The following is a 14,133-nucleotide window of genomic DNA, read 5'->3' on the forward strand; positions in this document are numbered from 1 at the left end:
GGGCAGCCCGGTGTCCGGCTGCGCTGCCTGGACGTGCGCCAGGAGCTCAGCACACAGCCCCCGGCGAGGTGTTGTAGTGCGCTGACCTGCCGTGGTCGGGCCGGTAGTCGGGTGCGTACGCGCACTCGGTTCGCCGACGGGCGGGCTGGGGGGGAAGGCATGGGCTGTGACGTGGACACCGCCGGAACCGATGCTCGCCGCCCCTGTGTCCGACCCTGCGCTGCTGCCGGGATGGGCGGGTGAGCCGAAATGGGACGGGTTCCGGGCAGGGGTCCCCGTCGACCCGGGCCAGGTGGTGCTGCGCTCCAGGCGCGGCACCGACATGGCGCCGGTCTTTCCGGAGGTTGTGGCCGGGGCTGCGCAGCTGCCGGACGCGACAGCGCTGGACGGCGAGCTGGTCGTATGGGACGCCGCGGGCCGCCTCGCGTTCGAGCGGTTGCAGAACCGGCTTGCCCGGCGCGGTGCCGGGGCGGCCCGGGCGGCACAGGAGTGGCCGACCCGCTTCGTCGCGTTCGGTCTGTTGCGGCTGTCCGGGACGGACACGACCGGGTGGCCGTACCGGCGGCGAAGAGCCGCGCTGGAGTCCGTGTTCGCCGCCCGCCGGCTGTCGGCGCCGTGGGCGCTGTGCCCGTCGACCACCGAGGCCGACGTCGTGCGCGAGTGGCTGACCTGGGCGTCGGTCGGGATGGAGGGCGTGGTCTTCAAGAGGCCGGCCGGCGCCTACCGGCCCTCGGTCAGGGGCTGGCAGAAATACAAGGTCCGCGAGACGGGCGAGGCGATCGTCGGCGCGGTCACCGGCTCCCCGGCCGCTCCCCGCACGCTGCTGCTCGGAAGGTACGACGACCAAGGCCGCCTTCAGTACGTCGGCCGCACCACCACCCTCGCCCGGGCGGCAGGTGCTGCGGTCGCCGGACTGCTCGCTGCGGCGCGGCGCGGTCATCCGTGGACGGGCTGGTCCTTCTCCGCCGGGTGGGGCAGCAAGGAAAAGCTGAATGTCACGCTGGTGGAGCCCGAGCTGGCGGTGGAAGTCGGCGCCGACGTCGCACGCGACGCTGCCGGCCGGTGGCGGCACCCCGCACGCCGGCACCGCGCCCGCCCCGACCTCTCCCCCACCGGCGTCGCCCGTATGACGTCGCCGCTCTGACGGCGGCGCAGCGCGGCGGCCCCGGCCGACGTGCGAGGAGCACCGGCGGCGCCCGATCCCCTCGCCCGCCGCCCGGGACCTGTCCCACCCACCCACTTCCTTGTTCTTCCTGCTGCGGGGCGTGGTCCGGGGGCGTAGAGGGGATGTCGGCCTCCCGAGCACGGCCTGACCAGCGTGGTGGCCTGCGCGTTCTCGGGCAAGCGCGGCAGAGGGTGCGGACGGTTGTCGGCCGGGTTGCCGGAGGGGATGTGGGCCTGGTCCACGGAGGCGTTGTCTCGTAACCGTGGTCGGGCCTTGATGGTCGGGGTTCTGGTCGGGGCCGGTTGCTGCTGTGACCGGTACGCGCGGCGCCGGGCAGGACGGCGCCGCGCCGTACGGGAAGCGAGCGGAACCGTGATGATCAGCGTGGACGTGGGCAGCAGAGACCGGCCGGCGCTGGCCGTGCTGACGCAGTACCGGATGGCCACCACCGAGCAGATGCACCGGGTGATCGCCCCCTCGGTGCGCATCGAGCAGACCAGGCGCAGACTGGCCCGACTGCGCAGTGAGGGGCTGGTCGACCGCATCACCCTGCCGCAGGCCGGACGGACCCGGGTGTGGTTCCCCACCCCGTACGGCGTGCAACTCGCCTCCGAATGGCCCGAGATGCGCGGGCACCGGCCCTCCAGGACCGTCTCCGATCCGACCGCCGCGCGGCTGAAGGCCGGCCACACGCTGACCGTGACCGCGCTCGCCTTCCTCGAGGACGCCCGCCGCCGCGGCGAGCTGTGCCGGCCCCTGGACTGGCTGACCGAGGTCCACCACCCGATCGGGAGCGGCGAGGCCGTCATCCCCGACGCCCTCATGTACTACAAGCGCCGCCCCGCCGACGGCGACAACGGGGCGATGCTGCGGGCGTTCGTGGAAGTCGACCGGGCCACCATGGGACCCGAACGCCTCGCCGCCAAACTGCCCGCGTACGAGCGCCTCCACCGCTACGTGCCCGTGATCCCGAGGCGCCGGCCAACCCTCCAGGAACCGGCGGTTGAGGAGTGGCGGCGGCGCTACCCGCTCTTCCCCCGCGTCCTGTTCGTCCTGGACGCCACCGGACCCACCGGCGTCGAGAACCGGATCAGCGCCCTGCGCGCGGGAGCCGGGCTGCTGGCACCGTCCCGAACCGTACGTGCCGCAGGAACGCGCCCGCCTCCGGGACCACCACCAAGTCGTCATCCAGGATGGTCCAGTAGCGGACTCCGGATGGAAGTTGAACAGGAAAGGCCCGCAAGGGTCTCCTCCGATCTCATGTGCAACGTGCCGCAACATTCGCGACAGCACCAGAGATGCTAGAGAAAACCCCAGGTCACACCGCTAGTACGGCGTCACACCACACTCGGAGAAGCCCTAGAGAACAACGTACGCAAGATGCGCCTCGCGCGGGTCACGGGCGGTGCGGTCGCGGACGACGTCGACGTACGACTGGGAGCTGAGCATGACCAGAACAACGAATCACCGAAGGAAGAGGCACCCTCTAACCGAGGCGGCACGCTTCAGCCTGCTCGGTGCACGACGTGGCGTACCAGCGGTGGAGGCGGCCGAGCGACGCGCTCATGGCTCCAGACGATCCAGCCAGGCGTCCTGGCCGTCCGCCAAAGGGAAGGCCAGAGGCAGCGGCTCAAAACGGCAATGGAATGTCATGCCGTTGTCGCGCCCCGCGCCCGTCACATGGTGGTCCCACGCATCCGGGACATCCGCGTCGCCGTCCACCTCCAGTTCGAAAAAGGTGGTGCGGCGAGGGAAGCGGCGAATCGGGTGCGGGGTGTGCTCCTCCGCGAGAGGGCGCAGCACTCGAACGCATGTCAGCCCGCACTCCTCCGCGACTTCCCGCAACACTGCCTCTTCCAGTCGCTCCTCCGGAGCCACACCCCCCGCTGGGATGTGCGTGCCAGGCGGCAGGTCCGCGTCGTGGTCGAACACGAGCAACTCCACCGACCCGCCCGCGCGCCGGCGCAGCACGTAGGCAGCCACCCGGACACGCAACGTCAACTCACGCATTCCCGCAGCGTAGGGGTTGCATCTCCTCGATCATGAGAGTGGCTTCGTTCACTTCACATGGCAGCGTTTGTTCGTCCGTTCGGGCTGCAGTTGGTGATCTTGAGGCTCATGGTTGTTCACGAGAAACAGCAGCAGCAGTACGGCGGCCTGCGCTCGTGAGGGCGGTGGGCCGTGGCGCTGACATGTGGAGATCAGTCGGTCTTGTCAGCGAGCCGGTGGGGTGAGGGCGGTGCGGTCGAACGGGCCGCCATGTGAGGCGGCGTACGTGACGGCGTCGTTGACGGCATTGAGGGCGAACGACCGGACCCGTTCGGGGGCGAGGTCCAGGGTGCCCGAGGCGAGGAGCCGGATGATGCCGGCGTTCGCTGTACGCGGGTACATCCACTGGCCGCGCACGGTGATCGAGTTGCGCATGATCCATGGGTACGGGAGCGCGAGGTCGTCGCCACCGAGCATGCCGACGCCGCCCATGAGAACGACGCGGCCGTACTCGCGCACGGTCATGGCTGCCGTGCGCGCCGCCGAGCTGGGTGCGCTCGGCGGTAGCAGGTCGATCACCATGTCGATCGGGCCGTCGCCCGCCGCGGACATCGCCGCGCGGTCGCCAGCCTCGTCCCCGGTCAGCGGGACCGGGCGCACACGCGGACCGAACCGGTCGGTGAGGAGGTCGAGCGCGGCCCGGTTGCGGCCCGGGGCGACCACGCGGCCCGCCCCCATCGCGAGCGCGACCGCGACCGCACTGCTGCCGAGGTTGCCGGTGGCCCCGCTGACGAGCAGCGTCTCACCGGCTGCGAGCCCGCCGGCCAGCAGCCCGCCGTAAGGGATGACGTGCACGCCGAGCGCGGCCCAGCGGGCCGGGTCCTCCCCCGCGCTGGCGGGCAGCGGGAAGACGTTCTCCGTCGGGACCCGCATGAGCTCGGCGAACGATCCGTCGTGCAGGTACCGGGCGAGCCGCGCGCCGCCCTCGCCGCGGGAGCTCCAGCCCTGGAGCGTGATGTCGGGCGTCAAGGCGTCGTCCCGCGAGCGCACCGTGGAGTCGCACCACACCAGGTCGCCAGGGCGCAGCCGGGTGGCGTCCGGGCCCGCGTGGACGACCCGTCCCACGCCGCCGATCCCGGGCACGACGGGCGGGACCAGGGGGTAGTTTCGCTCGCCGCTGAAGACCTCGGCCGCGTACGGGGCCACGCAGGTGGCGAGCACCTCGACCACCACCTCGCCGCCGCCAGCCTCGGGGTCGGGCACCTCCCGCACCGTGAGCGGGGCACCGAACTGCGTCAGAACTGCTGCTCGCACGTGATGACCTCCGTGTTCGTCCGTGTTCGTCGCGATCGACACTAGGAGCCCGGCGGACATGCGGGAAGCGACGATCAAGCATCTGTGGTATGCGTATGTCGCATGGACATCTCCAGCGCAGGCTTGCGGGTCCTGCGGCAGATCGCCGAGTCCGGCAGCTTCACCGCAGCAGCCACCCGGCTCGGCTACACCCAGTCGGCGGTCTCACGCCAGGCCGCCTCCCTCGAACGAAGCGCGGGCGCCGACCTGTTCGAACGCCGCCCCGACGGAGTGCGGCTCACCCCCGCGGGTCTGACCCTGCTGCGCCACGCTCGCACGATCCTGGACTGCCTGACCGCGGCCGAGCGCGACCTCACCGGCACCGTCCCGCGGACCGAACTGGTGCGGCTCGGACTGTTCCTGAGCGCGGGCGCGGCCATCCTGCCTCCCTCGCTCGCCCGCCTCGCGGCAACCGACCCGCAGATCACGGTCACGACTACCGAGGGCACCACACCCACCCTGATCCGGGCACTGCGCGCGGGTTCGATCGACCTCGCCGTGCTGACGTCCCGCCCGCCCCACCGGCCCTTGGACGGCGAGTCGCCGCGCCTGCACGTCGAGACCGTTGCGGACACCGAACTGGTCGTGGCGGCGCCTTCGACCGGAGAGTTCGCCGGCCGCACCGCGGTGCACGTCGACGAACTGGTCGACGCTCCGTGGATCGCCACCCCGGCGTCGAACTCCGAGCCACTGCTCGGCGTCTGGCCCGGCCTGCCTGGACGGCCGCGCATCGTCCACTGCGCGCGCGACTGGCTGACGAAGCTTCAGCTGGTCGCCGGTGGCTTCGGAATGACAACGGTGCCCTCCCGGCTCTCGCCGGTGCTGCCGCCCGGAGTGAGCCTGCTGCACGTCGAAGGCGCACCTCCCGAGATCCGCCGGGTTCTCGTGGCGCGCCTCCCCGGCTGCCCAACCCCGGCGATCACGGCCGTCACCCGAGCAATTACCTCGACCGCCTGATACGTGCCGCCAGGGCCGTCGGAGTCGGTGCCGTAGTCCTCCCCGCGCAGGCAGGGGTGAGCCGGGTTTCTCCGGGACCAAGAAGGCCGCATCGGAGTCCTCCCCGCGCAGGCGGGGCTGAGCCGGCACCGCTCCCATCGAGTCCGCGCTCCTCGACGTCCTCCCCGCGCAGGCGGGGGTGAGCCGTCCTACATGCCGTTCTGGCTGTGTACGCGAGAACGGGAGGCGTTTGTAGCGGCATTCGGGAGTCACCTCGGGGGCCCGGCTCATGATCAATGTCGATGAGTTCGGGAGTCCCTGCGGCCTTCCGTTCGACGCGGGTCGCCATCTCACCCGCTCCCCGCTGTGGCATGTAGGGCATCGGCACCAGATTTCCCACGTCCGTTCGCTAAGCCCAGCCAGGACGGACCGTGCGAAGCAAGACGTCTCCACCCCCGACGGTGCCGGATCACAGGTGCGCGACCTTCGGCGTCTCGGTTGTGAGGGCGACGAGCGCGCCGGCCACGACCACCAGAGCTCGGAGTTCGAACGGGCAATGAAGAGGTCGTCGTCGATGACGGATCCGGGGCCGCGGGTGCCCCCACGACCCGGTATCAGGACGGTGAGCTGCGCTGGCAGCGGATCTGCGCGACGGGGGTCGTCGGGAATAGTCTGGAGAAGAGTGGCACCGGGACGGAAACGGAGCCTCCCGATGCATTCCCTTTACTGAGGGGGACGTAGAAGAGGGAGGCGAAGAGCCATGCCCTGGAATCTGAACGGCACGTATCTGGAGAGCTGCAACTGCGACGTGGTGTGCCCCTGCACCACCTCGGGCCTCACCGCACCGGCCGACCACGAGCGCTGCCAGGTGACCTTCGCGTTCCACGTGGACAGCGGGAACGTGGACGGCGTGGACGTCTCCGACCGCAGCGTCGCCGTCTTCATCGACGCGCCCCGGGTGATGGCCGAAGGCGGCTGGCAGGTGGCGCTGTACCTAGACGCTTCGGCCGACGACGGCCAGGCGGAGGCGCTGGGCAAGGTCTTCTCCGGCCAGGCCGGCGGGCCGATGGCGGCGCTCACTCCGCTCATCGGCGAGGTCCTCGGCGCGGAGCGCGTTCCCATCGACTACCGCGACGACGGCCGCCGCCACGCCGCACGGGTGGGCGGCGCCATCGACATCGAGATCGAGGACCAAGTTGCCCCACAGTTCGGCGAGGACGGTCCGGTCATGGGCCTGACCGGCATGTTCCACCCGGCGAACAGCACGCTGACCATTGCCCGGTCCACCCGGGCGACGGGCGACGGCGTGTACGGCCGGTCCTGGGACTTCTCCGGCGGCAACGGACACTCGGCGCCCTTCACGTGGTCCGCGTGACCGGTCGGCCGGTCACCGGCCGCCGCGGGGCGAGTCCTGCCGGACTGCTGCTGGTCGCGGCGGCTACCGCCTGGGTCTGGGTGGTGACACGCTGGGGCGGCATACAGGCGATGCCGGGCACCATGGGCCTGGGCCTGCTCGCTTTCCTGGCCATGTGGACGCTGATGACGGCTGCGATGATGCTGCCCGCCACGGCGCCCGTCGCCGCGCTGTACGCACGCACCATCACCGTGCATCGGGCGCCGCGCATGGTCGTTTTCACGGTCGCCTACCTGCTTGTCTGGGCCACGGCCGGACTGCCCGCGTACGGGCTGGCCGCCGGCCTGGGCCGCGCGGCGAGCCTCCCCGCCGTGGCGGGGACCGCAGTGGCCGCGGCCGTGTTCGCGGTCAACGGCGTCTACCAGCTCACGCCCCTCAAGGACCGCTGCCTGGCGAGGTGCCGCTCGCCGATCGGGCTCATGCTGCGCTACGCCTCGTACCCGGGGCCCTCGCGCGATCTGCGTGCCGGAGCCCACCACGGGGCCTTCTGCCTGGGCTGCTGCTGGTCGCTGATGGTGTTGCTGACGGCGTTCGGTGTGATGAATCTGTGGGCCATGGTGGTCCTGACCGCCGTGATCACCATGGAGAAGCTGGCTCCGGCCGGCCGCCTGGTGGCCCGTGCCGTAGGAATCGCCTCGATCGCCCTGGCCGGGGCCGTCTTCTGGGTCCCGGCGTTGGCTCCGGGCCTCACCGGTAGCGGCATGGCCGGGATGTGAGGACGGGGCCACGCCCACCGAGAAATCACACTTGGATGAGACGGCGACCCGGGTCACTTCAAGGAGAGCATGCCGCCGGCCGCAGTCCGGGTGCCTCCCGAAGTCATGTACATCGGGTATCCGCGCGATCGTGCGACTCCCCGTCTCGCGTCGAAACGACGTCGCTACTCGCGTACAAAGCCAACAAGCACGTGCCCGAGCTGACGGTCGGCCGCAACGCTCTCGCGTCAGGCGACCGGGGTCCGGCCCTACCTGGACCCCGGTGACCATGTGCCACAACCCTCCGGCCCCTTCCTTACCGGATCAGGGAGCGCAACACGGGGACGCCGGCGCCCCCGCCGGTCAGCCCGGCAAGGACAGCTCCGGCCAGCGGGCTGCCGCTGAGGAAGGTAAGACCTCCGACCGTTGACGAAGGGACGCTGGTGCCGCTGTCGATGCTCAAGGGTGGCTGTGACGTGCATGGCGTTGTCCCTTGTTTCAGTGTCTTCGGGGTAGGGCTTACCGGGGGCAGTGACCCGGTCCCCTGCGCTGGCTGCCATATGCAAGCTGCTGCCGACGGCCTGCAGCAGCTGCTGCGAGTGCGCGGCCGCTGTGCGAAGTACTTCGCGGACGAAGGCGGGGGCCGTCCAGATGAGGTCGCTGTCGACTGCGCTGAGCAGGACCGCGGCTGCCCGACGTTCGTGGGGCAGCCCCGTGCGCAAGGTGTCGGCGAGCAGCGTCTGTGCTTCCTGGTCGACACGCTGGGCTGTCGCCCGGAACAGATCGGGGGCGTAGTGCTCACGGCGCGAAGCGATGCGGGAGCCGGGCTCTGGCGCTGCTGTCCAGAGAAGGATGCGCCGCAGGTAGGTCATACGGTGCGGGGCTTCCGACAAGCGCAGGGGGACCAGCCACCGGTACGGAAGAGGAACATAGCGAGGGCTCTCGATGTCCTTGTCCACAGCGTTCATCGGCAGCAGCCGTATGAAGGCGAGCACGCTTGACACAGTGAGGCAGAGCAGTCGCAGCAGCACGATCCACCAGCCTGACACGACCCGTCCGACAATCGCCGGCCGTTCGTGAGGATCTGCAGGTCACAGATCATGGATGGGGTTTTCGGCACCCGCACCGTGGTGCCGGCGGCGCGTTCGAGCGCGTTGCGGACCCGACTCTCGCATGCCTCCATTGCCGCCTCGTTCAAGGCGATGGCGGAGTGCACCGCCGACCCGGACCCCCGAACCAGCCCCTCCCGCGCTGTCACGCGCGCCGACGCCGACGACCCGCTCGCGGGACAGCGAGGGGGGAGAACGCAGCACCGGCAGCCGAGGAAGAGCGGTGGCAGGAGGAGACATGGTCTCGGCCATGCTCTGCGAGCAGGAGAGCTTCGACGTGCTGCACCGGGTGATCCTCCCGTCGGCGGCGCAGGACGCCGTTGCGCAGAACGGCCGGTCGTGGTCGTCGTCGCCGGACAGCCCGGCGCCGGGCAGACCGGGATCGCCGACCTCGTACAAGCCGGTCCTGGACCGCCGCGGCGGCGCCGTACGGGTCAGCCGGGATCTGTACGAGCAAGCACACCGGCACCCCACCGACGCCCTGGCCGCCGACGCCACCGTGATTCCACCGGGGGTGGGCCGTCCTCACCTACCGGCCGGTGCCGTAGCGAGGGCCGGTCGCCGAGGTTCCAGCCCGTCGCCGGCATCAGATCCGGCGTCAGCCGTACGCGATCGGGCGCCCTGGCGCGGGGAGATTTTCCGTTCAGGTACTGCGAGCGGAGCGCTCAAGGCGCCTCACCGAGACGGGGGATTCTCGGTGAGGCGCCGTCCGTGGGAGGCCACAGTATGTCGGCCTCCTTCAACGCCTGCGATGTGACCGCGAGCGGCCACGGTTCGCAGCAGGCAGAAGCGCGTCACCCGCTGAAGCAGCGTGGGCGCACGGGCGCTTTGCAGCGGGAGGCTGTTGCGATTGGGGTCAGTCGAAGTCGGTCGGGCGGCCCATGGGTTCGGTCGCGTCCACTTCCTGCAGCCGCAGTTGGAGCCGTTCGCGGATCCGGTCAACGGCGTTGGCGCCCAACGGCAGGCGCAGCGGGGGCTTTTCCATCTGGGTGGCGGTGATGATGGCGCGGGCTGCGCGGGTGGGGTCGCCCGGCTGGGTGCCGTGCATGGCGAGGAACTGCTTCTTGGCCGGGTCCAGGGCAGATCGGTAGTCGTCGATCGGGTCGGCCCAGCGTACGGACCGGCCAGTGAAGTCAGTGCGGAAGGGGCCGGGTTCCACGATGAGGACGTGGATGCCGAGGTGGGCGACTTCGGCAGCCAGTCCTTCGGAAAGTCCTTCGAGGGCGAACTTGGTTCCCGCGTAGGCGGTTCCGCCCAGGGTGGCCATGACGCCTCCGACCGAGGACATCTGCACGATGCAGCCCGAGCGCTGGGCGCGCAGGGCGGGCAGGACCGCCCGTGTCACGTCCAGTGCTCCGAAGACGTTGGTGTCGAACTGGCGGCGCAGGTCGGTGTCGGACAGTTCCTCGAGGGCCCCGCGCAGGGCGTAGCCGGCGTTGTTGACCAGGACGTCGATGCGGCCGAATTCCTTGAGTGCGGTGTCCACGGCGAGGCGGACCGCGGTGGGGTCGGTGACGTCGAGGGGCAGTGCGCGGACGCGGTCGGGTGCGAGAGCGACCAGGTCGTTGAGGGTGCTGGTGTCGCGTGCGGTGGCGACGAGGCGGTCGCCGTCGGCAATGACCTCGTGGGCCAGTGCGCGGCCCAGACCGGTACTGGTGCCGGTGATGAACCACACCTTGGTGGCGGTGGGGTCAGCAAGCCGTGACGGCATCAGGGCTCCTTCTTGGTGGGTGTCTGAGGTTGTGGTGCTGCCGGCAGGGTGGGAGTGGGTGCTTGTTTCAAGGGGAGTGTCAGCGGGAGGTGCGGGTGGGGGCGGTCAGGGCGTCGGCGTGCTGCTCCTGTGGTGCGGGGCTGTTCGCAGGTGTGTCGCTGGTTGTGGTGGAGGCCGGGAAGGCGGTGCGGCCTGTGGCAGTGGCGAGGGCCAGGACGGCGGCGAAGACGGCGAGGCTTGTCCAGGGCAGGGGGCTGGTGCCCTGGGCGGCGTAGAGGGCACCGCCCAGCAGGGGTCCTGCGGCCATGCCGGCGTTGAGCATCGTGACGAGCATCGACTGGGCGATTTCCATGGCGGAGCCGGCGGTTCGGGCTGATGCCGCCTGCAGCATCGTCGGGGCTGCGCCCAGGGCCGTTCCCCACACGGCGATGGCGATGAAAGTGGTCACGGGGCTGGAGCCGAGGGTGGCGAGCAGTGCCATGGCGGCGGTGAAGGCGGCGAAGGTGGTCAGGACGACGGCGCGCAGGTGGCGGTCGATGAGCATGCCGGTCAGCCACAGGCCGGTGATGGAGGCGATGCCGAAGACGAGCAGGACGACGTCCACGCGGTCTTGAAGGCCGGAGGAGGACAGGAACGAGGCGATGTAGGTGTACATGTTCATGTGGCCGACTTCGAAGGCGAAGGCGGTCAGCATCAGGATGGCGATGCCGGGCTGCATGAGGACTCGCTTGACCGGGACGCGTTCGTGGGCGGCCTCCGCGGCGCTCGGCGGGAGAGCGGCACGCGCCCATGCGGTGACGATAAGGCCGAGGACGGCCATGACGGCGAAGGTGGAGCGCCATCCGATGCTGGTGCCCAGCGCGGTGCCGACGGGGACGCCGACGGCCAGGGCCACCGGGACGCCGCCCATGGAGATGGCCAGCGCCCTGCCCTTGCTGGCTTCGGGGACCATGCGCATGGCGTATCCGGCGATCATCGCCCACTGCAGGCCTGCGCCCAGGCCGGCGATGAGGCGGCCGGTGAAGGTGAGGGCGAACCAGGGCGAGGCGGCAGTGGCAGCGTTGGCGGCGACCACGGAAAGGATGGTGACGAGCAGCACGGGGCGTCGCGGCCAGCGGCGGGTGAGTGCGGTCAGCGGTATCGCGGCGAGCATCGAGCCTGCGGCGTAGACGGTCACCAGTTGTCCGGCGGTGGCCTGGGAGACGTCGAGGCCGTTGCTGATCTGGGGCAGGAGGCCTGCGGGGACCGTTTCGGTGAGCACCGTGACGAATCCGGCGACTGCAAGGGCCAGGAGCCCGGCCCAGGGCAGGCCGTGCGTGTTCTCGTTGGTGGACGTGTCTGTCACGAGCCCTCCTGATGTGGTTATCTTGAGTGCCAAAGTAAATTATCTTGAGACTCAAGGGAGTGTCAAAGGTGCCCGGATCCGAGCAGCCGCCCACGCCACAGGACTCGGTGGAGGCCGAACTCTCGCAGTGGCTCGCCGGCATGCCCGACGTCGAACCTCTGACCGAGGCCGCCCGCCAGCGCATCGGGCGCATGGCCAGGCTTTTTGAGCGCCTGCTCACCCAGGTAGCCGCCGACAACGAGCTCACCGCCGGCGACTGGGCGGCGCTTTCGGCCCTGCAGCGCTCCGGCCCGCCGTACCAGGCCTCCCCCACCACTCTCTCCCAGCAGCTGGGCATCACCTCGGGCACGATGAGCGTGCGCCTGGCCCGCCTCTCCCAGGCGGGCCTGATCGAGTCCGTCGCTGCGGCCGATGGCCGCAGCAAACCCGTCCAGCTCACCTCTCACGGCCAGGACCGCTGGCGTGCCGCCACGCAGCAACGCACCGCCCGGGAGCATCGGCTGTTCGCCGAGGCCCTCTCCCCCGAGGACCTCAAGGAACTCAACGTGCTGCTCAGCCGCCTGCTGGGCCGCCTTGAGAGCGAGTTCGGCCAGGCAACCCGCCACGACGTTCCCAAGGACGCCTGAGCACAGCCGGCGGCACCCCAAGCGCAGCCAGTGCCGGCAGAATTGAGAGCTTCCCGGAACCTGATGATGATCAGCGGCGAACTTGCACAGAGAGCCTGCAGGCGCGAACGGCTTCGGCGGTGGGTGACCGTGTCGTGCACCACGGCCGGACGGCGCCGGGCACGTGAACCGCTCGCAAGGAAGAACGGGTGTGCCAAGCGCTCCGGCGGGCGGGAATATTCGGCGGGCTTCTGGAGTACCGGGTGCAGGCACATACGGCGACACGCGCGCTGGTGGCCGGCCCTGGAGCGCAGTAGGCCGACGGCTCGTGCGCGGCGCAGGTGCCTTTGGTACCGGGGCGCCTGCGCGGTGCGAGAGGCCTCAGTTGATCTGCCCGACGGGCCGCATCTGCAGGTGGTTGATGTCCAGGCCGGGGGGCTGGTTCAAGGCGAACAGGATGCAGTTCGCGATGTCCTGGGCGCTCATCGCCGGACCGTCCGGCAGGCCTCCTCTGTTGTCCCAGAAGGGCGTGTCGACCTTGCCTGGCGCCACCAGCGTCACCCCGACCCCGTCGGTGGTGACCGCCAGGCGGGTGTTCTCCGCCAACGCGTGCACCGCCCACTTGGTGACCGAGTAGAGGTTATTGGGAGTGTGCTTGGCCCCGGCGACACTGCCTACCAGGACGAGCCGGCCGCGGCTCTCCTTCAGATGGGGGACGCACTCACGGACGACAAGTGCAGGCCCCAGCACGTTGGTCAGCACCATGGCACGCATGGCCTCGGGTGTGTGATCCATGAGCGTTCCGGGCAGGGAGAACCCGGCGTTGACGACGACGTTGTCCAGACGTCCCCACGACTGCGTCACGAGCCTTATCGCACTGCTCACGTGGGCGGGGTCGGAGGTGTCGCCCGGCAGCGTCATGATGTCGTCGCCGGCGTCCTGCGCGGCCGAGAAGTCCGCGAGCTTGACCGCGTCCCGGCCGGTGAGGGTGACGCGGTGTCCCTGCTTGAGCAGGCCGTGAGCAGTGGCCGCACCGATACCGGTACTGCCGCCGGTGATCAACGTGACGGGCTTCATGTGGCACTCGATTCGTTGATGGCGGGCATCGGCTGCCCGCCGGGATTCCAGCTCCGCTGGAAGGAGGGCTGCCGGGTGATGTCGACGAGTTCGATGTGTCCGCCGATGGTGTCCAGGCGGTGGTAGGCGAAGGCCCGCCCGAACGGGCATCCCGAGAACGCCTCCTGGTAGCCGAGGCTGCTCAGGCGCGCGCTGCCGGCGGCCAGATCGGAGGTCCAAAAGCCCAGATGATGGAAACCTGGCGCGCGTACGTCTCCCCAGGGACCGCCGGGTGCGGTTTCGATGAGCTCGATGAACGGAGGGGCGCCCGCGGTGAAAGCCATTCGGTAGTCCCATTCCGCCAGCCGTCCCTCCACCGGTGGCTGCCATGCCAGCCCTGCGGACCGGGTGAGGTCGGCCATCGTCGCTGCGAGGTCGGGCGTCGTGAAGCACACGTGGTAGAACGTGCTCACCGTGCCAACTCCTGCTGCTGCGTTCCCTGTCCCTGCGGCGAGCGGTCTGTGGGTGTGGGCGCAGCGAAGGCAGTGCGACGGGTAACAGCTGCCACAAGCAGCGCCGTGGCGAACACGATCAGGCTCGTCCAGGGGAGGGCGTCCACATCCTGCCCGCTCAGGACGAGTCCGCCCGTCTTGGATCCCGGGGTGTTGCCGTTGCGAACCACGGTTGGATCTCGCCCTTCGTCGGGATGGAGAACAGGCGTGGTGGTCCGCACGGTGCGGGCCACCACGGCTGTT

At 70.3% G+C, this 14,133-nt stretch carries 13 protein-coding genes; 6 read left to right on the forward strand and 7 right to left on the reverse strand.

Annotated features, from left to right (window positions below; genetic code table 11):
• Positions 1-166 precede the first annotated feature (166 nt).
• Positions 167-1,144, forward strand: coding sequence for an ATP-dependent DNA ligase (locus ACFVWD_RS37220; protein WP_389602460.1), 978 nt, complete (start codon positions 167-169; stop codon positions 1,142-1,144).
• A gap of 396 nt (positions 1,145-1,540) precedes the next feature.
• On the forward strand, positions 1,541-2,470 hold the full coding sequence (locus tag ACFVWD_RS37225; RefSeq protein WP_389602461.1) for a replication-relaxation family protein: 930 nt from the start codon (positions 1,541-1,543) through the stop codon (positions 2,468-2,470).
• A gap of 258 nt (positions 2,471-2,728) precedes the next feature.
• Here the strand turns inward: ACFVWD_RS37225 and ACFVWD_RS37230 are convergent, their stop codons facing one another.
• A complete protein-coding gene (locus tag ACFVWD_RS37230) occupies positions 2,729-3,175 on the reverse strand; it encodes an NUDIX domain-containing protein (RefSeq protein ID WP_389602462.1) in 447 nt (148 codons plus the stop codon).
• Positions 3,176-3,379: 204 nt separating this feature from the next.
• Positions 3,380-4,468: an alcohol dehydrogenase catalytic domain-containing protein gene (locus tag ACFVWD_RS37235; protein WP_389602463.1), complete on the reverse strand. Its 1,089-nt coding sequence runs from the start codon at positions 4,466-4,468 to the stop codon at positions 3,380-3,382.
• Positions 4,469-4,570: 102 nt separating this feature from the next.
• On the opposite strand from ACFVWD_RS37235, the gene ACFVWD_RS37240 reads away from it, so the two are divergent.
• From ACFVWD_RS37240 to ACFVWD_RS37250, 3 genes are all read left to right on the forward strand, one after another.
• Positions 4,571-5,464, forward strand: coding sequence for a LysR family transcriptional regulator (locus ACFVWD_RS37240; RefSeq protein WP_389602464.1), 894 nt, complete (start codon positions 4,571-4,573; stop codon positions 5,462-5,464).
• 739 nt (positions 5,465-6,203) lie between these two features.
• Entirely contained in the window at positions 6,204-6,818 is a 615-nt protein-coding gene (locus tag ACFVWD_RS37245; RefSeq protein WP_389602465.1) for a DUF1326 domain-containing protein, read from the forward strand.
• Entirely contained in the window at positions 6,815-7,573 is a 759-nt protein-coding gene (locus ACFVWD_RS37250; protein ID WP_389602466.1) for a DUF2182 domain-containing protein, read from the forward strand. Before ACFVWD_RS37245 ends, ACFVWD_RS37250 begins: the two co-directional genes overlap by 4 nt.
• A gap of 1,944 nt (positions 7,574-9,517) precedes the next feature.
• Here ACFVWD_RS37250 and ACFVWD_RS37255 read toward each other — a convergent pair.
• Both ACFVWD_RS37255 and ACFVWD_RS37260 read right to left on the reverse strand, forming a co-directional pair.
• Positions 9,518-10,372 carry an oxidoreductase gene (locus ACFVWD_RS37255; RefSeq protein ID WP_389602467.1) on the reverse strand — a complete coding sequence of 285 codons (855 nt, stop codon included), beginning with the start codon at positions 10,370-10,372 and terminating at the stop codon, positions 9,518-9,520.
• 79 nt (positions 10,373-10,451) lie between these two features.
• Entirely contained in the window at positions 10,452-11,717 is a 1,266-nt protein-coding gene (locus tag ACFVWD_RS37260; protein WP_389602468.1) for an MFS transporter, read from the reverse strand.
• Positions 11,718-11,785: 68 nt separating this feature from the next.
• Between ACFVWD_RS37260 and ACFVWD_RS37265 the strand changes: the two genes are divergently transcribed.
• Positions 11,786-12,343: a MarR family winged helix-turn-helix transcriptional regulator gene (locus ACFVWD_RS37265; protein WP_389602469.1), complete on the forward strand. Its 558-nt coding sequence runs from the start codon at positions 11,786-11,788 to the stop codon at positions 12,341-12,343.
• A 360-nt stretch (positions 12,344-12,703) separates the two neighbouring features.
• Here ACFVWD_RS37265 and ACFVWD_RS37270 read toward each other — a convergent pair whose 3' ends face one another.
• Genes ACFVWD_RS37270 through ACFVWD_RS37280 form a run of 3 tightly spaced genes read right to left on the reverse strand, consistent with a single transcriptional unit; the run spans position 12,704 to position 14,126 of the window.
• On the reverse strand, positions 12,704-13,399 hold the full coding sequence (locus ACFVWD_RS37270) for an SDR family oxidoreductase (protein WP_389602470.1): 696 nt from the start codon (positions 13,397-13,399) through the stop codon (positions 12,704-12,706).
• The gene (locus ACFVWD_RS37275; RefSeq protein WP_389602471.1) at positions 13,396-13,851 is read right to left on the reverse strand and encodes a VOC family protein; all 456 of its coding nucleotides are present in this window, start codon (positions 13,849-13,851) and stop codon (positions 13,396-13,398) included. The genes ACFVWD_RS37270 and ACFVWD_RS37275 overlap by 4 nt, the downstream gene beginning before the upstream one ends.
• Entirely contained in the window at positions 13,848-14,126 is a 279-nt protein-coding gene (locus ACFVWD_RS37280; RefSeq protein ID WP_389602472.1) for a hypothetical protein, read from the reverse strand. Before ACFVWD_RS37280 ends, ACFVWD_RS37275 begins: the two co-directional genes overlap by 4 nt.
• Between the last annotated feature and the right edge of the window lie 7 nt (positions 14,127-14,133).

Source organism: Streptomyces sp. NPDC058086 (genome assembly GCF_042885015.1).
Lineage (GTDB): Bacteria > Actinomycetota > Actinomycetes > Streptomycetales > Streptomycetaceae > Streptomyces.

Bases quoted from the DNA above. Each gene is read 5' to 3' on its own strand.
- ACFVWD_RS37240 (WP_389602464.1), top strand. From the start codon at position 4,571: ATGGACATCTCCAGCGCAGGCTTGCGGGTCCTGCGGCAGATCGCCGAG.
- ACFVWD_RS37245 (WP_389602465.1), top strand. From the start codon at position 6,204: ATGCCCTGGAATCTGAACGGCACGTATCTGGAGAGCTGCAACTGCGAC.
- ACFVWD_RS37255 (WP_389602467.1), bottom strand. From the start codon at position 10,372: ATGCCGTCACGGCTTGCTGACCCCACCGCCACCAAGGTGTGGTTCATC.
- ACFVWD_RS37225 (WP_389602461.1), top strand. From the start codon at position 1,541: ATGATCAGCGTGGACGTGGGCAGCAGAGACCGGCCGGCGCTGGCCGTG.
- ACFVWD_RS37270 (WP_389602470.1), bottom strand. From the start codon at position 13,399: ATGAAGCCCGTCACGTTGATCACCGGCGGCAGTACCGGTATCGGTGCG.
- ACFVWD_RS37230 (WP_389602462.1), bottom strand. From the start codon at position 3,175: ATGCGTGAGTTGACGTTGCGTGTCCGGGTGGCTGCCTACGTGCTGCGC.